The sequence below is a fragment of the Bradyrhizobium sp. WSM1743 genome, from assembly GCF_000473065.1.
Classification (GTDB): Bacteria; Pseudomonadota; Alphaproteobacteria; order Rhizobiales; family Xanthobacteraceae; genus Bradyrhizobium.
Map to the genome: position 1 here is coordinate 53,973 of NZ_AXAZ01000041.1, position 19,338 is coordinate 73,310.

17 protein-coding genes and 1 pseudogene are annotated in these 19,338 nt (G+C 64.7%); 9 read left to right on the plus strand and 9 right to left on the minus strand.

Translation table 11 applies throughout. The features are described from left to right. Positions 1-144: 144 nt before the first annotated feature. Positions 145-1,308, minus strand: a complete 1,164-nt coding sequence (locus YU9_RS0123200) for a PA0069 family radical SAM protein (RefSeq protein WP_027574940.1) — start codon at positions 1,306-1,308, stop codon at positions 145-147. A gap of 208 nt (positions 1,309-1,516) precedes the next feature. Here YU9_RS0123200 and YU9_RS0123205 point away from each other — a divergent pair, with 208 nt between their 5' ends. After that, on the plus strand, positions 1,517-3,931 hold the full coding sequence (locus YU9_RS0123205) for a phosphoketolase (protein WP_036017925.1): 2,415 nt from the start codon (positions 1,517-1,519) through the stop codon (positions 3,929-3,931). Positions 3,932-3,933: 2 nt separating this feature from the next. Next, on the plus strand, positions 3,934-5,130 hold the full coding sequence (locus YU9_RS0123210; RefSeq protein WP_027574942.1) for an acetate/propionate family kinase: 1,197 nt from the start codon (positions 3,934-3,936) through the stop codon (positions 5,128-5,130). An 86-nt stretch (positions 5,131-5,216) separates the two neighbouring features. Here the strand turns inward: YU9_RS0123210 and YU9_RS0123215 are convergent, their stop codons facing one another. Further along, on the minus strand, positions 5,217-6,056 hold the full coding sequence (locus YU9_RS0123215) for an RMD1 family protein (protein WP_027574943.1): 840 nt from the start codon (positions 6,054-6,056) through the stop codon (positions 5,217-5,219). 324 nt (positions 6,057-6,380) lie between these two features. Between YU9_RS0123215 and YU9_RS0123220 the strand changes: the two genes are divergently transcribed. Beyond that, entirely contained in the window at positions 6,381-6,956 is a 576-nt protein-coding gene (locus YU9_RS0123220) for a glycosyl transferase (RefSeq protein ID WP_027574944.1), read from the plus strand. A 63-nt stretch (positions 6,957-7,019) separates the two neighbouring features. Next, positions 7,020-7,979 (plus strand): helix-turn-helix domain-containing GNAT family N-acetyltransferase, encoded by a 960-nt coding sequence (locus tag YU9_RS0123225; protein ID WP_051380488.1) that lies wholly within the window; start codon positions 7,020-7,022, stop codon positions 7,977-7,979. 204 nt (positions 7,980-8,183) lie between these two features. On the opposite strand, the gene moaB is transcribed toward YU9_RS0123225, so the two are convergent. Both moaB and YU9_RS0123235 read right to left on the minus strand, forming a co-directional pair. Beyond that, positions 8,184-8,747 carry a molybdenum cofactor biosynthesis protein B gene (gene moaB / locus YU9_RS0123230; protein WP_027574946.1) on the minus strand — a complete coding sequence of 188 codons (564 nt, stop codon included), beginning with the start codon at positions 8,745-8,747 and terminating at the stop codon, positions 8,184-8,186. Between the two features lie 107 nt (positions 8,748-8,854). After that, positions 8,855-9,796 (minus strand): neutral zinc metallopeptidase, encoded by a 942-nt coding sequence (locus YU9_RS0123235; protein WP_027574947.1) that lies wholly within the window; start codon positions 9,794-9,796, stop codon positions 8,855-8,857. Between the two features lie 418 nt (positions 9,797-10,214). On the opposite strand from YU9_RS0123235, the gene YU9_RS0123240 reads away from it, so the two are divergent. The 3 genes from YU9_RS0123240 to YU9_RS0123250 all read left to right on the plus strand — a co-directional run bounded on the left by YU9_RS0123240 (position 10,215) and on the right by YU9_RS0123250 (position 12,563). Then, positions 10,215-11,348: a site-specific DNA-methyltransferase gene (locus tag YU9_RS0123240; RefSeq protein ID WP_027574948.1), complete on the plus strand. Its 1,134-nt coding sequence runs from the start codon at positions 10,215-10,217 to the stop codon at positions 11,346-11,348. 74 nt (positions 11,349-11,422) lie between these two features. Beyond that, on the plus strand, positions 11,423-11,749 hold the full coding sequence (locus YU9_RS0123245; protein ID WP_027574949.1) for a hypothetical protein: 327 nt from the start codon (positions 11,423-11,425) through the stop codon (positions 11,747-11,749). Positions 11,750-11,876: 127 nt separating this feature from the next. Next, complete coding sequence (locus tag YU9_RS0123250) at positions 11,877-12,563, plus strand: glutathione S-transferase family protein (protein ID WP_027574950.1); 687 nt, start codon at positions 11,877-11,879, stop codon at positions 12,561-12,563. A gap of 54 nt (positions 12,564-12,617) precedes the next feature. Here YU9_RS0123250 and YU9_RS0123255 read toward each other — a convergent pair whose 3' ends face one another. The 3 genes from YU9_RS0123255 to YU9_RS0123265 all read right to left on the minus strand — a co-directional run bounded on the left by YU9_RS0123255 (position 12,618) and on the right by YU9_RS0123265 (position 15,656). After that, a complete protein-coding gene (locus YU9_RS0123255) occupies positions 12,618-14,627 on the minus strand; it encodes a methyl-accepting chemotaxis protein (protein ID WP_027574951.1) in 2,010 nt (669 codons plus the stop codon). A 365-nt stretch (positions 14,628-14,992) separates the two neighbouring features. Next, entirely contained in the window at positions 14,993-15,208 is a 216-nt protein-coding gene (locus YU9_RS42320; RefSeq protein WP_036017919.1) for a DUF1127 domain-containing protein, read from the minus strand. A 4-nt stretch (positions 15,209-15,212) separates the two neighbouring features. Further along, positions 15,213-15,656, minus strand: coding sequence for a nuclear transport factor 2 family protein (locus YU9_RS0123265; protein ID WP_027574952.1), 444 nt, complete (start codon positions 15,654-15,656; stop codon positions 15,213-15,215). Between the two features lie 91 nt (positions 15,657-15,747). Here YU9_RS0123265 and YU9_RS0123270 point away from each other — a divergent pair, with 91 nt between their 5' ends. Continuing rightward, a complete protein-coding gene (locus YU9_RS0123270; protein WP_027574953.1) occupies positions 15,748-16,665 on the plus strand; it encodes a LysR family transcriptional regulator in 918 nt (305 codons plus the stop codon). Positions 16,666-16,869: 204 nt separating this feature from the next. Here the strand turns inward: YU9_RS0123270 and YU9_RS0123275 are convergent, their stop codons facing one another. Beyond that, positions 16,870-17,490, minus strand: a complete 621-nt coding sequence (locus YU9_RS0123275) for a glutathione S-transferase family protein (protein WP_027574954.1) — start codon at positions 17,488-17,490, stop codon at positions 16,870-16,872. 128 nt (positions 17,491-17,618) lie between these two features. Here YU9_RS0123275 and YU9_RS0123280 point away from each other — a divergent pair, with 128 nt between their 5' ends. After that, a complete protein-coding gene (locus tag YU9_RS0123280; protein ID WP_027574955.1) occupies positions 17,619-18,902 on the plus strand; it encodes a flavin-dependent oxidoreductase in 1,284 nt (427 codons plus the stop codon). A 186-nt stretch (positions 18,903-19,088) separates the two neighbouring features. Here YU9_RS0123280 and YU9_RS0123285 read toward each other — a convergent pair. Next, positions 19,089-19,325: pseudogene (locus YU9_RS0123285) on the minus strand (IS110 family transposase); the annotation flags it as partial. Positions 19,326-19,338 lie beyond the last annotated feature (13 nt).

Below are 19,338 nucleotides of genomic sequence, written 5' to 3' on the forward strand. Positions count from 1 at the left end.
AGTGGTTGTGGCGCTAGCCGGCAACTCCGAGTTTCCGCCAAATCCAATCCTGTGGCTATGGGCGCCGGATCTGCGCTAGCGCTTGTCCGGGGCGACACCGATTGTGTGGCTGCCGCATCCGCTCGCAACGATCGGGAGCGCCGCCTAGAACAGGCTGAGCTGATCGCCGTTCCGCTTCGGCCGCGCAAAGTGGTCCGTGGTCAGCTTGGAGCGCCGCTTGTTGAGGCCGAGTCTGTCGCAGGCGATCTCGAAGCGGCGGCCGATGGTCCAGGCCATCGGACCGGTGCCCTTCATCCGCTCGCCCCATTTCGCGTCGTAGTCGCGGCCGCCGCGCATGTCGCGAATCAGGGTGAAGACGTGGCGATAGCGGTCCGGGTAGTTCGCCATCAGCCATTCGCGGAAGAGATCACGCACCTCCAGCGGTAGCCGCAGCAGCACGTAGGAGGCTTCCTTGACGCCGGCATGGGCGGCGGCGTCGAGGATGCGCTCGATCTCGGAATCGTTCAGCGCGGGGATCACGGGCGCGACCATCACGGTGGTGGGAATGCCGGCATCTGAGAGCTGCTTCAGCGCCTCCAGCCGCTTCGGCGGCGTCGAGGCGCGCGGCTCCATGGTCCTCGCCAGCTTCGGATCGAGCGAGGTGACGGAGATCGCGACCTTGGCGAGGTTGCGCTTGGCCATGCGCTGGAGAATGTCGATGTCGCGCACGACCAGCGCCGATTTGGTGACGATGCCGACGGGATGCCCCGTGCGCTCCAGCACCTCCAAAATGCCGCGCATGATTTTGCGCTCGCGCTCGATCGGCTGATAGGGATCGGTGTTGGTGCCGATCGCGATCATCCGCGGCTCGTAGCCGGATGCGGCGAGCTCCTTCTCAAGCAGCGAAGGCGCCTCGGGCTTCACGAACAGTTTCGACTCGAAGTCGAGCCCCGGCGACAGGCCGAGATAGGCGTGGGTCGGCCGCGCGAAGCAATAGACACAGCCATGCTCGCAGCCGCGATAGGGATTGATCGAGCGATCGAAACCGATATCTGGGGAGTCGTTGCGGGTGATCACCTTGCGCGAGGTGTCGACCGCTACCGTCGTCTTGAACGGCGGCAAATCCTCAAGGCTCTGCCAGCCGTCGTCGAAGGCGACGCGCGCCTCGGCCTCGTAGCGGCCGCTGGCATTGGATTGTGCGCCCCGCCCTCGCCTGCGCGCGCGGTCGATGGCGACGCCAAGCTCGGGGAAATCTGAAGGCGCACCCGCCGGCTCGGAGGGCGCCGTGACCGGCGGGTGCTTGAGGGCACTAGAGGATGCTCGACTCATGAAGCCAAGATAGCACGTAAACGGAACAAATCAAGAACACAAACAAAAAGCGTGAAAACAACCCCATGCAAAGTAGCCGCCCAAATTTCGGGCGCGCCTTTGACCTCACGCACCATGCCCGCCACCGCGATTTCGTTTGATCCCGCACAGGGATCGATCGCGCCGGAACAAAGTTGGTGACGATCGCTGGGTGAAAGCCGACTGGAACATGACAATTCAACAAAAAACGGCCGCCGCGACCGGCGACCTCGATCTGCTCGATCGCTATTGGCGCGCCGCCAACTACCTTTCCGTCGGTCAAATCTACCTGCTCGATAATCCGCTTCTGCGCGAGCCGCTGCGGCCCGAGCACATCAAGCCGCGTTTGCTCGGCCATTGGGGCACGACGCCCGGCCTGAACTTCATCTACGCCCATCTCAACCGCGTCATCCGCGCGCTGGACCTCAACATCATCTATGTCTGCGGGCCCGGCCATGGCGGCCCGGGCATGGTCGCCAACACCTATCTCGAAGGCAGCTACAGCGAGATCTATCCCGACATCGCGCGCGATACGGACGGATTGCGCAAGCTGTTCAGGCAGTTCTCCTTCCCCGGCGGCATCCCGAGCCATGCGGCGCCGGAGACGCCGGGCTCGATCCACGAAGGCGGTGAGCTCGGCTACGCGCTGGTGCATGCCTATGGCGCCGCATTCGACAACCCTGATTTGATCGTTGCCTGCGTCGTCGGCGACGGCGAGGCGGAGACCGGCCCGTTAGCTGCGTCCTGGCACTCCAACAAGTTCCTGAACCCGGCTCATGACGGCGCGGTGCTGCCGATCCTGCATCTCAACGGCTACAAGATCGCCAACCCGACCGTGCTGGGGCGGATGCCCGACAGCGAGATCCGCGAACTGTTCCGCGGCTTCGGCCACGAGCCGCTGTTCGTCGCGGGAGACGATCCAAAATTGATGCACCACGCCATGGCGGATGCGCTCGATGTTGCGCTCGCCAGTATCCGCTCGATCCAGCAGCATGCCCGTGACGGGCGCACAAGCGTCGAGCGGCCACGCTGGCCGATGATCGTGCTGCGCAGCCCAAAGGGCTGGACCGGCCCGAAGGAAGTCGACGGCAAGAAGGTCGAGGGTTTTTGGCGCGCGCATCAAGTGCCCGTTGCGAGCTGCCGCGAGAACCCTGCGCATCTGAAGATCCTCGAAGACTGGATGCGCAGCTACGAGACGGAAAAACTGTTCGACGCGAATGGCGCACTTGTCCCCGAGCTTCAGGCGCTGGCGCCTGAAGGTAACAGGCGCATGGGCGGCAATCCGCATGCCAACGGTGGCCTGCTCAAGAAGGAGCTGAAGCTGCCGGACTTCCGCAGCTTTGCGGTGGACGTGCCGCAGCCGGGCGGCGTCATCGCAGAAGCGACGCGCGAGCTCGGCAAATTCCTACGCGACGTCGTTCGCCTCAATACCGAGGCGCGCAATTTCCGCATCATGGGCCCGGACGAGACCGCGTCAAACCGGCTGGATGCAGTATTCGACGCGACCGAGCGGGTGTGGATGGAGCCGACGGAGCCTTACGATGTGCATCTTGCGCAAGACGGGCGCGTGATGGAGGTGCTGAGCGAGCATCTCTGCCAGGGCTGGCTCGAAGGCTACCTGCTCACCGGACGCCACGGCCTCTTCTCCTGCTACGAGGCCTTCATCCACATCGTGGATTCCATGTTCAACCAGCACGCCAAATGGCTGAAGGTCACGCGCGACCTGCCGTGGCGGCGCCCGATCGCCTCGCTCAATTATCTCCTGACCTCACATGTCTGGCGTCAGGACCATAACGGCTTCAGCCATCAGGATCCCGGTTTCGTCGATCTCGTCGCCAACAAGAAGGCCGACATCGTCCGTATCTATTTCCCGCCGGATGCCAACACGCTGTTGTGGATAGCCGACCATTGCCTGCGCACCTACAACCGCATCAACGTGATCGTCGCCGGCAAGCAGCCGGCGCCGCAATGGCTCTCGATGAAGGACGCGGCGACGCATTGCGATGCCGGCATCGGCATCTGGACCTGGGCCGGCAACGAGGACACGAGCACCGAGCCCGACGTGGTGATGGCCTGTGCCGGCGACGTGCCGACGCTGGAGACGCTCGCCGCCGTCGACCTGGTGCGCAAGGCGCTGCCCGATCTGAAGATCCGCGTCGTCAATGTCGTCGACCTCATGACGCTGCAGCCCAGAGAGCAGCATCCGCACGGTCTGTCCGACCGCGACTTCGACAGCCTGTTCACGCGCGACAAGCCTGTGATCTTCGCCTATCACGGCTATCCCTATCTAATCCATCGGCTGACCTATAATCGCACCAACCATGCCGGCATGCATGTGCGGGGGTTTGCCGAGGAAGGCACCACGACGACACCCTTCGACATGGTCGTGCTGAACGAGCTCGACCGCTACCACCTCGCGATCGAGGCGATCGAGCGCGTGCCTGGGCTTGCAACCAGAGCCGCGCCGGTGAAGCAGCAATTCCGCGACAGACTGATCGAGCACTCCCGCTATGTCCGCGAGCATGGCGAGGATATGCCCGAGATCCGCGACTGGGTCTGGCCGAACAGCGCTGGCGGCAACACGCCGGCTGAGGCCGGCGACTAGCCATGTCGGGCACGGTCCTCGTCCTCAACTCGGGATCGTCGAGCATCAAGTTCGGCCTGTTCGATGTCTTGGCGGCTGAGCCCGCCCTGCTCTGCAAGGGCGTGCTCGATGAGCACGAGGCAAGACCCCGGCTCGTGGTGAAGGGCCCGGCCGGCGAAGACCTGTTCGAGACAAGGAAGGCGGCGCCGGACGCTGCTGGTGGCCATCTGTTCGCCGACGTGCTCGGCTTCATCGAGGACCGGTTCGGCGAACGCAACCTGCGTGCCGTCGGTCATCGCATCGTTCACGGCGGGCCGGATTATTCAGGCCCGGTCGTCCTGACGGACGACATCACCGCGAGGCTGGAGGCATTGACGCCGCTGGCGCCGCTGCACCAGCCGCGCTGCCTTGCGCCAGTCCGCACGCTCGCGGCGGTCCGGCCCGAGCTGACCCAGATCGCGTGTTTCGACACCGCCTTCCACCACGGCCTTGCGCCGCCGGCGAGCCGCTTCGCGATTCCGAGGCGCTATGAGGACCGCGGCGTCCGACGCTACGGATTTCACGGCCTCTCTTTCGAATATGTCGCGGGGCGCCTGGCCGAGATCGCGCCGGAGCTCGCGGCCAGGCGCACCGTCATCGCGCATCTCGGCAACGGCGCCAGCCTCTGCGCATTGCACAATGGCCGCAGCGTCGACACCACGATGGGACTGACGCCGCTCGACGGTCTCGTGATGGGCACGCGCTGCGGCACGATCGATCCCGGCGTGCTGCTGTATCTACAGCAACACGAGAGCATGTCGGTCGAGGAGGTCCAGCACCTGCTCTATCACGAGTCAGGCCTGCTTGGCGTTTCCGGCACCTCCGCGGACATGCGCACGCTGCTGGCGAGCGGCGAGGTTGCGGCGCGAGAGGCGGTCGATCTCTTCACCTTCCGTGCGGCGCAGCAGGTCGCGATGATGGCGACCACGCTCGGCGGCCTGGACTGTCTGATCTTCACCGGCAGCATCGGCGAGCATGCCAAGGAGATCCGCAGCGCGATCGGCGAGCGCTTGGCGTGGCTCGGCGTGCGCATCGATTTGGCTGCGAATGATGCCGCACGCGAGCGCATCAGCCGGGGCGATAGCAGCGTCGAAGTGTTCGTCATTGCAACGAATGAAGAACTGACGATCGCGCGGCATTGTGCGGCGGTGCTGCAATGGACCGGAACTCCAGCGACTTAGCGCGTGTGAAATGCGGCCGGCAGCTCCGCGCTGCCCTCTCCCGCAAGGGGAGAGGGCACAATAACGCGCATCTCGCCCGCGGATTTCTAATGCGTGCCCGACCATATCTGAAAACACCCGATCGCGACCTCGATCACGATCAGGACCACGATCGCAATCTCCAGGCGGAGCGAGCGCTGGGTGTCGATGATGTCGGTCAGTGCGTTGGCGGTCTCCGATACCGCGGTGAGCTTGCGCTCGAGCGTGTCGAGGCGCTCCTTCAACTCGTACTCGTCCTCGAGACGGGAATAGAGCCGATCGAGCTCGGGCTTCTCCCAGAGCACGTCGGGCTTCTCGGCGACCGCGACGCGGCCGGCGACGCGCTGCTGCACCAGCAGTGCATTGCCGATCAATTGCAGAATGCCCTTGCGCCGGCGCGGCGTGCCGCCGCGTTCGGCGAGCTCCCGTGCAAACGGCTCGATCACATCGAAGACCGCGGCGACGCGGCGCTCGTCGCGCGCCAGCGACGTGCTCTTGGCGAGCGCATCCGCAACCAGCAGCAGCCGGTCGTCGGAGAATTTGGCGAGGCAGATCGGCCCGCCCGGCTGGATCGTCTCGGCGGCTTCATCGTTGCAGAGCTGCGCCTGCGCGATCTCCTCCTCGTACGGGCTGAGCTCGCCGGTCACACGCGACTTCAGGCTGTCGATGAGGACCTTCTCCTCGGACGGAAGCAGCCCGATCAGCACGACGACGCCGTAGCGAAAGATTACGGCAAGGCCGGCATGGACGCGGAAGGCAGCCGGCGTCGAGGAGACCAGCGTGCCGATCTCCAGGCTGGAAGCATTGATGCGCTCGCCCAGCATCAGCGCCCGAATCCGCAAGGTCGGCGCAGTCCCCTGCTTCGGCGACGCTGGCGCCGTGCCCACAGCGAGTTGATCGGCGTTCATGTGAGGCCTCTCCCGGGACCAAGATCACACATCTTCGTTCGACCTATGTTGCAAGCAGCATCCTCGTCTGAGAGGGACCGACTGCCCGCGCGCAGCGAAATGTCGCGTGAAGCTTCGGGTTAATACCGCCGGGATGAGCTTGTGCCGAAACATTCGGCAACATTTCCAGCCCGCGCATGACACCTTTGGCTGCGATGACTGGCTGCGGTTTACCATCGCATGCCGAAGCGCCGCCGGAAAGTTGCACTCGGCAACGCGACGGGTTTATGACAACATCATACAACGCTACGCTTCTCCCGAAGTGCCGACACTGAAGCCTCAATCATGCTGAGCGTCATCATACCGACCGAAGGTGTCGAGCAGACGGCGGTCGCAACCCTGGCCGCGCTGGTCCCCGGCGCCGCCGCCGGCGTCATCCGGGAGGTCCTTCTGGTCGACGGCACTCGCAACGGCGTCATCGAGCGCGTTGCCGACGTCGCAGGCTGCCGTTTCATCGGGTTCGAGGGATCTTCGCAAGGAGCTGCGCTCGCCGCCGGCGCGCTCCAGGCCCGATCGCCATGGCTCATGTTCCTGCCTGCAGGCGCCGTGCTGGAAACCGGCTGGATCGAGGAAACCACCCAGTTCATCCAGGCCGTCGCCACCAGCGGCCGGGATCGTGCGGCGGTGTTCCGCTACGCGCGCTCGCCTTACGCAAATACCTCATTGCGCGACGTCCTCTGGGCCGTGGCGCGAAAGCTCGTCGGTCCGCTCGGCGATCAAGGGCTGTTGATCGCCCGTGATCATTACGACCGGATCGGCGGCTACCCGCCCCACGCCCGCCACTCCGAAGCGCGGCTGCTCCGGCGGCTCGGGCGCTCGTCCCGGACCATGCTGCGCAGCCGGATCGTCATGGTCGGCTGAAGCGCCGAGATACTTGCCAGCGTCAAGTAATTAATTGACAATGGCAAATATCTGAGGTGACCCATGCCATCCAAATCTTCGCCATCAAGCCCGGCGGCCGAACAGGTCGCCGACGACCACATCGCAGCGGTCCGCGCCTTCAACCGCTTCTATACCCGCAAGCTCGGCGTGCTCGACCAGCACCTTGGCAAGACCCCGTTTTCGCTCAGCGAGGCGCGCGTGCTCTATGAGCTCGCGCATCGCGACGACCTTGCGGCGAAGGAGATCGGAAACGAGCTTGGTCTCGACCCCGGCTATCTCAGCCGCATCGTCCAGAGCTTCGACGAGAAGGGGCTGATCACGCGAAGGCCCCTGCCGGCAGATCGCAGGCAATACCAGCTCAGCCTCACCGCCAAGGGCCGCCAGGCCTTCGCCAAGCTGAACCTGAACTCGCAAAACGAGGTCGCCGCAATGCTGGCTCAGCTTTCGCCCGGCGATGCGACGCGGCTCACCCAGGCCATGGCGACCATCGAGGCTGTACTGGAGCCACCGCGAAACCAGCCCGCGGCTTTCATGCTGCGCAGCCATCGCGTCGGCGACATTGGCTGGGTCATCTCCCGGCAAGCCGCCGCCTATGCCGCGGACTACAACTGGGACATCAGCTACGAGGCGCTGGTCGCCGAGATCTGCGCACAGTTCATCAAGAACTACGACGCCGCGCGCGAGCACTGCTGGATCGCGGAAGTGGAAGGCGAGCCGGTCGGCTCGATCTTTCTGGTCAAGGCCACGGACCAGATCGCCAAGCTGCGCCTGTTGCAGGTGGAGAAGAAAGCGCGCGGGCTCGGTGTCGGCCGCGCACTGGTCGAGCAATGCATCCAGGGCGCACGCGAGCGGGGCTACAGCAAGATGACGCTGTGGACGCAGAGCATCCTGCTCGCCGCGCGCGGCATCTACAAGAGCGCCGGCTTCAAGCTCGTGAAGGAAGAGAAGCACCACAGCTTCGGTGCCGATCTGGTCGGGGAGACGTGGGAGCTGGATCTTTGATGCGAGCGCGACGTGCATGAATGTGCCCTCGCCCCTTGCGGGAGAGGGCATCTCCGCTGGCGCACACACACTCACTCGGTGAGGGGTATCTCTCCGCGCACACCGTACCGACGGACACCCCTCATCCGGCGCTTCGCGCCACCTTCTCCCACATCCGCCTTCGCCAAGGCTTCGGCGGACATGAGGGAGAAGGAAGATGAGCAACTACACCGTCGCGCCCTGCGCCTTCGGCCGGCGCAAATGCTCGTCCAGCCGCGGCATGATCTCGACGAAATTGCAGGGGCGTGTGCGGTAGTCGAGCTGGGCTGCGAGGATGCCGTCCCAGCCATCGCGGCAGGCGCCGGGCGAACCCGGCAGGCAGAAGATGTAGGTCGCGCCCGCGACGCCCGCGGTGGCGCGGCTCTGGATCGTCGACGCGCCGATCTTGGCGTGGCTCAGCATGTGGAACGCGATCGAGAAACCATCCATGCGCTTCTCGAACAGCGGCTCGATCGCCTCCGGCGTGACGTCGCGTCCGGTAAAGCCGGTGCCGCCGGTGGTGATGACAACGTCGACGCCGCTATCGGCAATCCAGCGGCGGATCACGGCGCGAATTGCCTCGACATCGTCGGTGACGATCTCGCGCGCGGCGAGACGATGGCCCGCAGCGAGGAGACGGTCGACCAGAGTCTGGCCGGACTTGTCATCCGCAAGCGCGCGCGTGTCGGACACGGTGAGCACCGCGATGTTGAGCGGGATGAACTGCTTTGTTTCGTCGATGGAGGCCATTCTTCACCCTCAAGTGTCGTTCCGGGGCTCGCGGAGCGAGAACCCGGAACCTCGCGCAATCACATCCGGATTCCGGGTTCGCGCTCCGCGCGCCCCGGAATGACGCACTACAACGCCCCCGCGCCGAACGTGTTGCAAGCCTGGACCGTGCCCTGCTGGTAGCCGGTCATGAACCACTGCTTGCGCTGCGCCGCCGAGCCGTGGGTGAAGGAGTCAGGCACGACGCGTCCCGTCGCCTGGCGCTGCAGCGTGTCGTCGCCGATCGCGCTCGCCGTGGTCAGCGCGGCATCGATGTCGCCGGGCTCGAGGAAGTTCGGACGCTTCTTCGCCTCCCGATTGACCCAGACGCCGGACAGGCAGTCGGCCTGCAACTCGACCTTCACCTGAAGCGCGTTCGCCTCGGCCTTCGAGCCGACCTGCTGCTGCAGCCGCGTCACGCGCGGAATGATGCCGAGCAGGTTCTGGATGTGATGGCCGGCTTCATGCGCGATGATGTAGGCGGTCGTGAAATTGCACGCCGACTTGCCGGAGCAGCCGCGAAAGCGCGTCTCGACTTCGCGGAAGAAGGCGGTATCGAGAAAGATGGTCCGGTCGGGCGGACAATAGAACGGCCCCATTGCCGACTGCGCCATGCCGCAGCGGCCGCCATTGGTGGCATTGCGGAACAGCACGATCTTGGGACCGGTATAGGACTGGCCATTGGCCTGAAAGATCTCGCTCCATCGATCGTCGATCTCGCCGAGGATGCCGGAGATCATGCTGCCCATCTCGTCGGTCGGCGCGCCCCGCTTGCCCGAGGACGCCTGACGATCGGTCTGGTAGGTCGGCGCATGGCCGCCGCCGGTGAGGATCTCGGCGCCGCCGATCAGGATGCGCGGGTCGATGCCGAAGGCATAGCCGATCAGGCCGAGCACGATGATGGTGCCGATGCCGAGCCCCCCGCCGCCCATGGGCACGCCGAACCCGCCTCCTCCCCCACCGCCAAAGCCACCACCTTCATCACGACGATCCTCGATGTCGTCGCTGCGGCGGAAGTCATCGTAGCGCATGGCGGCCTTTCCTCTGGGGTCCCTGATTCAGTTTCGACGGCGCACAATAGTGCGAAAGCTCAACGCGCCACACACGTAAAATTTCCGTTGCGTTTATCAATATCGTGGTCGGCAAAAATTGCCTAGTGCGACAGCATGTCGATGCCAGCAATTTTTTCCGAGGGTCGAGCAATTTTTTCCGAGAGAAATTTGCAGCCTTTTTGCAGCCATGATTGCTGCCGCGAGCCGCAGCAAACGCGAAATGCACTGTAAAACACGGCGAATGCACACGACAACGCGCGCACAAACCGCGACGCACGGCCTGCTCAGAAAAGCAGCGGGTTAAGTCGATTTTTACTTTGCCCCTGCAATGTAACAGCCAGTCGGTTGTTTGGTCCCGCGTCGCCGACAGCGTCGCCTGAGTCAGAGTTCTTGAGTCATGGTAGAGTCGCGTCGCGGGGCGTCTGCAAGGGCGCCCCGCACAAATTTTGAGTCTCCGTCGCATCGCATCATTCTCGGCGATTGCGTCGCCGAGATGTCGAAGCTTCAGGCAGGTAGCGTCGATCTGGTGTTCGCAGATCCGCCCTACAATCTCCAGCTCAAGGGCGATCTCAAGCGCCCCGACGAATCCCATGTCGACGCCGTCAACGACGACTGGGACAAGTTCGATTCATTCTCCGCCTACGACGATTTCACCCGCGCCTGGTTGCTCGCCGCCCGCCGCGCCATGAAGCCATCGGCGACGATCTGGGTGATCGGCTCCTATCACAACATTTTCCGCGTCGGCGCGATCATGCAGGACCTCGGCTTCTGGCTCCTGAACGACATCGTCTGGCGCAAGACCAATCCGATGCCGAATTTCCGCGGCCGCCGCTTCACCAACGCGCACGAGACCATGATCTGGGCTGCGCGCGACGAGAACGCCAAGGGCTACACGTTCAACTACGAGGCGCTGAAGGCCGCCAATGAGGACGTGCAGGCGCGGTCCGACTGGCTGATCCCGCTCTGCACCGGCGAGGAGCGCCTCAAGGGCGCCGACGGCAAGAAAGTGCATCCGACGCAGAAGCCGGAAGGCCTGCTCGCGCGCGTGCTGCTGTCGTCATCCAAGCCCGGCGATCTCGTGATCGACCCCTTCAACGGCACCGGCACCACCGGCGCCGTCGCCAAGCGCCTCGGCCGCTCCTATATCGGTTTCGAGCGCGATAAGGCCTACGCCAAGGCGGCCGAGGCGCGCATCGCCAAGGTCGAGCCGCTGCCGGAAGAGAGCCTTGCCCCGTTCATGACCGCACGCGAGGCACCGCGCGTCGCGTTCTCCGAGCTGATCGAGCGCGGCATGATCATGCCCGGCACGAAACTGTTCGACGCCAAGAAGAAGCTCGGCGCGCTGGTCCGCGCCGACGGCGCCATCATGCTGGGCGACAAGGTCGGCTCGATCCACCGCATCGGCGCGGTGGCGCAAGGCGCGCAGGCCTGCAACGGCTGGACCTTCTGGCACGTCGAGACCAAGAAGGGTCTCAAGCTGATCGACGAGTTGCGTGCCGAGATCCGCGCCGGCATGGGCATCCTGGAATGACGGCGGCAGTGGTTGAAAGCCGTCCCCGCCAGGACTAGAGTCGCCCGGTCAGCCCCGTCCTGACCGGTGGGCCCATGCGACGAGAGTCCGAGACATTGCTGCTGGTGCCGCTGCTGCCGATCTTCCTGCTCGGCATGTTTCCGATGTTCCTGATCGCCCTGCTCGGCTTTTTCGGCCTCGCCATCTTCGGCGTGCTCGTGATCTGCGTCGGGCTCGCCAGCAGCAACGAGGCGCACGACAATTTCAACCACGACGTCATCGTTCACGGCTACGCGCGCGGATCGGAGCGCGCGGCGCGGGCCTCCGACATGCATCTCGCCGCACGGCTCGGCCTGCGGCTGGAGGCCGTGGGCACGGCCATGGTCATTACGGCGGCAATCGGCCTCTGTTACGCCGCCTGATCTGCGCCACGCGCAGACACCGCCCGGCAAACTCGCCGGTTGCTCTCCCGCAAGGGGTTCAGGCAAGACAAGGCCCGCCCAACGACGCCGCGTCCGCACGCGGCAACAGACATCGGGGAGATGTGAGATGCTCAAATTCTATTTCAACGGATCGCCGAACCCGACCAAGGTCGCGCTTTATCTGGAAGAGTCCGGCCTGCCCTTCGAGCCGGTCGCGGTCGACACCCGCAAGGGCGAGCAGTTCACGCCGGAGTTCCTCAGGATCAATCCGAACGGCAAGGTGCCGGCGATCGACGATGGCGGCACCATCGTGTTCGACTCGAACGCAATCCTGCTCTATCTCGCCGAGAAGACCGGCAAATTCCTGCCCGCCGCCAGCGTGCGCGGCGAGATGCTGTCCTGGCTGATGTTCATCGCCACCGGCGTCGGGCCCTTTTCGGGCCAGGCCGTGCACTTCAAGCATTTTGCGCCGAAGGACCAGAACCACGACTACGCCCATAACCGCTACCAGTACGAGACCGATCGCCACTACAAGGTTCTCGACGGTCACCTCAAAGGCCGCCGCTACATGGTCGGTGACAGCTATTCGATCGTCGACATGGCGCTGTGGGGCTGGGCGCGGATGGTTCCGTTCAAGCTCGGCGACGACGCCTTTGCGCGATACCCGAATGTGAAGCGGCTCGTTGACGAGATCTCGGCGCGCCCCGCGGCGGCGCGCGCCATCGCCCTGAAGGACAAGTTCACCTTCAAGGCCGAGATGGACGACGAAGCGCGAGCCAACATGTTCAAGCACATGACGACCAAGGTGGCCTGATCGCGCCGCTCTTCGAGGCCACGCGCATGCGCGTGGCCTCTGCGTTTTGAGACTTTAGGCGGCGTGGACCGAGTTCAGGAACTTGGTCACCTCGAGCTTGAGGCGGTTACTATCGGCCGACAGCAAGCGCGCCGCCGAGAGCACCTGCGAGGAGGCTGAACCGGTCTCGGACGCCCCGCGCTGCACGTCGCCGATATTGGTCGAGACCCGCTGCGTGCCCTGAGCGGCCTGCAGCACGTTACGCGAGATCTCTTGCGTGGCCGCGCCCTGCTGTTCCACGGCGGCGGCGACCGCAGAGGAGATCTCCGACAGCCGCTCGATGGTGCCGCTGATCTCCCTGATGGCGCCGACCGATTGCTCGGTGGCGGCCTGGATGTTCGCAATCTGCTGGCCGATCTCGCCGGTCGCCTTCGCGGTCTGCTCGGCGAGCGCCTTGACCTCGGTGGCGACCACGGCAAAGCCGCGGCCGGCTTCGCCCGCACGCGCCGCCTCGATTGTGGCGTTCAGCGCGAGGAGATTGGTCTGGCCGGCGATGGTGCTGATCAGCTCGACGACGTCGCCGATCCGGGCGGCCGCCTTGGAGAGTTCACCGACGCGGTCGTTGGTCCGGCTGGCCTGGCCGACGGCCTCGCCCGCAATGCGCGCGGATTCCTGCACCTGGCGGGCAATCTCGCCGACCGAGGACGACAGCTCCTCGGTCGCGGTGGCGACCGCCTGGACGTTCGCGGTGGCTTCCTGGGATGCGGAGGCCACCTCGGTCGACAGATCCTGGGCGCGCGAGGCGGTCGTGGTCAGGGTGCCGGCGGAGGCCTCGAGCTCGTTCGATGCCGACGACACGGTGTTCACGATCTCGCCAACGGCCTGCTCGAACTGGTCGGCCAGCCTGACCATGTCTCTCTTACGACTCTCGGCCTGCCGCGCCTCGAGCTCGGCCTGCTCGGCGCGCATGCGCTCGGTCTCGATCATGTTGTCCTTGAACACCTGGATCGCCTTGGCCATGTCGCCGATCTCGTCGGCCCTGCCGCGGCCGGGAATCTCGACCTCGAGATTGCCGCCGGCAAGCCGCCCCATCGCGTGCGTCATCGAGGTCAGCGGACCGACGATGCTGCGGGCGATCAGGAAGGCGACGATGCCGCCGAACAAGATCGCGAGGCCGCCCGCGATCTCCTGAACGGTCGTCGTTCCCGCGATCACGGCTTCGGCATTGTTGCGCGAGTCCCGGTAGTCCTTCTTCAGCGTCGTTTCCGCGACCTTGAGCTTGCCGATGCTGTCGACGATGAGGGGCGCGAGGTTCTTGTGGTAGATCTCGTCGGCCTGAAGCATCGCGGCGGACGTCGTCTCGAACGCCGATTTGTAGATTCCGAGCGAAGTCTTCACCGGCGCGAGCGTGGCGCGCAACTCCGCCGCCTGCGGGCTCTTTTCGATCGCCGCGAGCCGTTGCGCTGCCCTGTCCACACTCGCCCTGAAATTCGCAGGCCCTTGGATGTCACGCACGGCCAGGAAACGCCAGTTTGCGACCCGAACAAGAAGGATTCTGGATTCGAGGTCTGCGACCAGCGCCGCGGTGTCTTCGTCGACGGCAGCCCGCGCTGCATCGACCAGCTTGCCCATCTTGACGGCCAGCTCTTCGCCACTCGGCAGCAGCGTCGCCTTGCCCGTTCTCGTCTCGTTGACGGCGTCGCCGAGATTGTCACGCAGGCGTCGCATTTTGGCGATGTCGTCGATGAGACCGTTATAGAGCGCACGCCGCTCCTCGGAGAGCGTCCCCTTCGCGCCGACCCGCAGCAGCTCGGTCGCCGCGGTCTCCCGCTCCTGCGCCTCCTTCATCGCGGACTCGTTGGCATCGTAGACGTAGCGCAGGTTGGCCCGCTGGATCGCCTGCAAATGGGCTGATATTTCCAGCACCCGAGCCGTACTGTCCGAGAGGGCGGATTGTCTTGCGACCTGATCCTGCACGTCCCGCAAATTCCAGACGGCAACCACTGCCATCACGAGACCAACCGCCACCAGGGCCATGAAGCCTGCGTACAGGCGTCCCCTGATCCGCAAACGAATTTTCGGCATTCCCACTGTCCACCCAGATGCATGTGAATTCGAGGGGCCGGACAACTCCGGTGATCGTCACGGCCACTCCGGCAGCCGCACGCGCCCTGGCGACCTACGCTGCACCGCGACACAATGGAGGACACTCCTTAATTGAACCTTCAAATTCTTCGCGGTCGTGCGCATCAGCGCACATATAATTTGCTGATTTTATCGGCAGTTGAGCAAGGTTTTGGCGCAGGCCGGCAGCCGCATGCAATGTGGTGCATGCGTTTGCCGGGATGAGTGCCTATTGGGCGGGTCGGGCGGACTGCCGCCGCCTCGACCTGCACCGCGGCTCCAGCGAGGGACGGTGCGACTAAATAGAGGCTGCATCCTGTATCACTCTATTTCCGCCGGACAGGCTTTTTCAGCTCGTACGCAATCTCCGACCGCGTCATTCCGAAATCCAGAAGCTCCCGCTCGCTCATGGCGGCGAGCTGGCAATGTATCCGCGCGCGCTCTCGCCGGAGCCGGATGATCTCCGCCAGCTTGCGCCAGATCGATACGATCCTCGCAGGCCGAAACGAATGGCGCCAGCCGGCAGACCAGATCGTGCTCAAGCCGTTAGCCCGCGGCGCTCGCGGCCGTGTGTGGAAACGGACCGAGCGCCTTCTCAGTCAGAACCGAGTCGCAATATTCCCTGATCTCCTTGATCTTGCCGTCGGCGAGGCGAAACACCAGGCAGTAGTCGTTGTCGTAGCGCACGCCTTCGGGCGTGACGTTGTCGCCCTTGGCTTCCACCACGACGATGTCGCCGTCGGCGATGAAGCGGTGAGCGATTGTTCGCGTGCGATCGCGCAAGCGCGTGCGCACATAGCCGTGCAAATCGTTGAGGATCGCCTCCTTGCCCGAAAAGGTGCGGGACCAGGAATACTGCCCGGTCACGACCCATTTGGCGTCTTCGGCAAGACTGGCGCTGAACAGCGCGCGGTCGCGCGCGGCCGGATCGGGATTGGCGGCGGCGGCAAAGATATCCTGCATCAGTTTCTTGTTGGCGGTCGCGCTCATGGCGGCATCTCCGTGGTGTGACATCGCGAAGATCATCGCCGGCTGATCAGCATTCTTCAAATCGATAGTAGATATGATATATATTCACCTTATGAATTTGAATTCGCTTGACCTCAACCTGCTGACCGCGCTCGACGCACTGCTGCGTGAGGCCAATGTCAGCCGCGCCGCGTTGCGGCTCGGGCTGTCGCAGCCGGCCGCGAGCCATGCGCTCCAGCGCCTGCGCGACATCCTTGGCGATCCGCTCTTGGTGCGCACGGGCGCGCGGATGGAGCTGACCCCACGCGCCCTGGCGCTGCGCGCGCCGCTCGCGCAGGCGCTCGACCAGGTGCGCGGGCTGTTCGTGCCGGATGAGTTCGATGCCGCGCGCAGCGAGCGGCAATTCCGCCTGATGATGCCCGATCTCGCGGTCGAGCTGTTGATGCCGCCATTGATGGAGAAGGTGACGCGGGCCGCACCCAACGTCCGCATCGACGTCGTGCCGTGGCGGGGATCGGCGATCTTCCATGCCGAGTTCGCCCGCACCATCGACCTCGTGATCTCGATCGGCAACGCCTTCAAGGGATTTCACCGCCAACTGCTCTACACCGACAGCGACGCGCTGGCGGTGCGGCGCGGCCATCCCGTTGGAGCGAGGCTGAAACGGCGCGAGGCGTTCCTGGCCGCGCGCCATGTCGGCGTGATCATCCGCGGCAGCGCTGAGGACCTGATCGACACCTGGCTGCGCACCAAAGGCATCGAGCGGCATATCTCGCTGGTCGTGTCAGGCTATCTCGAAGCGCTGCACGTCGCCGCCCGCACCGATCTCGTCGCCTTCGTGCCGCGCCGGCTGATCGCCGCGCTGTCGAAGCAGCTCGGCCTCGTCACGGTGACGCCGCCGCTCGACCCCGGGATCGACGAGCAGTTCATGTTCCATCCGACACGCGCGCAGATGGACCCCGGCTCGATCTGGCTGCGGCGGCTGATGCTGGAGACGGGGCGGGAGCTGGAGAAGGAAAAGGCTGGATAAGTTTTGCAGTTTCAACAAGCACGGTGTCGTCCCGGACCAGCGCGCCCCAAGCGCGCGCCGATCCGGGAGCCATGGCCACAGGACGTACTTTGGCGAAGACGGCCGTCCGGGATTGCTACCGATCGAAACCGATAGATTCCGCGGTATGGGTCCCGGGTCTGCGCTGACGCTTGCCCGGGACGACAGGGGACTATGTGGCCGTTCCTACGCCTTCTGCGCGGCCATCACCTTTGCCACGGCGGGGCGGTCCGACATGCGCTTGAAATGATCGGCGATCTTCGGCGTCGCATTGATGTCGACGCTGTCGCCTTCGAGCCAGGTCGAGAGCGTGTGGAGATAGGGGTCGCAGATCGTGAACTGATCGCCCATCACCCACGGCCCTTTGAACATCTTCTGCTCGATGAGCTTGAAGCAGGCGGCCATGGTCTTCGGCACCATCGCCTTCATGTCGGCGAACGAGCTCTCCTCCGTCGCCCAGCGCGCGCCGCGCATCTTGTGGGCGTGGTTGATGTGCACGGTCGAGCATAGATAGGAGTTGAACGACTGCACCTGGGCGAAATCGAAGGGATCGTCGAGCGGCGCGAGCTTCGCCTTGGGGAAGGTTTGCGCGATGTAGGCCAGCATCGCCGGCGTCTCGGTCAGGACGCCGCGGTCGGTCACCAGCGCAGGCACCCGGCCCTTCGGGTTGATGGCGAGATAGTCCGGGCTGTTCTGCTGGTTGTCCTTGAAGCTCAGCCGTTCGGCCGTGTAGTCGGCGCCGGCCTCCTCCAGGGTGATGTAGGTGGCGAGCGCGCAGGTGCCGGTGGCGTAGTAGAGCTTGAGCATGTCGGACCTCATGGGAAAGCTGGAAAATAACGGCTGTCGCCCCCAAGGTCCATAGCACAACGTCCTCTTCGCAGTTGCCCACCTCCGCCCGGCTGTGCCAAGACGCCTTCAATTGGAGGGGTTTTCTCATGACGGTACTCATCGCCGGTGGCGGCATCGGCGGGCTGACCCTTGCGCTCAGCCTGCATCAAATCGGCGTTCCCGTGAAAGTGTTCGAGAGCGTCGCGGAGCTGAAGCCGCTCGGCGTCGGCATCAACGTGCTGCCGCATGCGGTGCGCGAGCTGATCGAGCTCGGGCTGATGGACAAGCTGGACGCCAGCGGCGTGCGGACGCGCGAGCTCGCCTATTTCTCCAAGCACGGCAAGCCGATCTGGAGCGAGCCGCGCGGGCTGGACGCCGGCTACAATTGGCCGCAATTCTCGATCCATCGCGGCACGCTGCAGCAGCTCCTGCTCGACACCGCCGTCGAGCGGCTCGGACGCGAGAACATCCTCACCAGCCATCATCTGACCGGCTGGAGCGAGACCGCGAACGGCGTCCGCGCCGACTTCATCGACAAGGCGACCGGCAAGGCCGCAGGCACTTACGACGGCGCGATCCTGATCGCCGCCGACGGCATCCATTCCGCCGCGCGAGAAAAGCTCTATCCCAATGAGGGCCCGCCGATCTGGAACGGCCGCATCCTCTGGCGCGGCGTCACACCGGCAAAGGCCTTCCTGACCGGTCGCACCATGATCATGGCCGGCCACGAGATCCTGAAATTCGTCTGCTATCCGATCTCGAGAGAACCGGACGCAAACGGCAACCACCTCATCAACTGGGTCGCGGAGTGCCATATGCCGCCGACCTATCAGTGGCGACGCGAGGACTATAACCGCACGGCGCGGCTCGAAGAATTCCTGCCCTGGTTCGACAGCTGGCAGTTCGACTGGCTCGACGTCCCCGGCCTGATCAGGAACTGCCCGCACGCTTATGAATATCCGCTGGTCGACCGCGATCCCGCCTCGCAATGGACCTTCGGCCGGGTCACGCTGATGGGCGACGCCGCGCATCCGATGTACCCGGTCGGCTCGAACGGCGCCTCGCAGGCGATCCTCGATGCCCGCGTCATCACGCGCGAGATCCTGGCGCACGGCCCGACGCAAGCCGCGCTGCTCGCCTACGAAGCCGAGCGCCGGCCCGCAACCACCGACCTCGTCCTGCTCAACCGCAAGAACGGCCCCGAGCAGGTGATGCAGCTCGTCGAGGAGCGCGCGCCCGACGGCTTTGAGGTCGTCACCGACGTGCTGTCGCAGCAGGAGCTGGAAGAGATCGCCGCCAACTACAAGCGCGTCGCGGGCTTCCAGGTCGAGGCGCTGAATGCGAAGCCGGCGATTGTGTCGCGGCCGGATGGAAAACGCGTGAGTGCTTAGAAGATCAAGGTTGGTGACGCACTGACGCTGCACCCTCTCCCTGTGGGCCCCCGTTGGAGAGGGTCAGCTTCGCGGAACGCGAAGCTGGGGATCGGATCGGTGCCGGACTGCTGGGCGTCGTGGGTGTGGATAGGTCCGATGTCACGGTTTGACCGGACCTGCCTCGTGTGAGCCCTGGACCGCCGCCAGGCGGGCGTCGTGGCCAAGCATGTGGAGTTTGCGGCTGAGATGATGGGCGCCAACGCAGGCCTCCATACCGATCATGCACGGCGGCAGGTTGGCGAGCCGCGTTTCCACCTGGCCACGCGACCATTTCTGCCGCAGCACGATCGCACCACGCTGATCGTGCCCCACGACGTGGAACGAGTTCTTGCCGATATCGATACCGATCACGGCGATCGCTGCGTTGAGTTTCTGAGACATGGCCTGCTCCTTG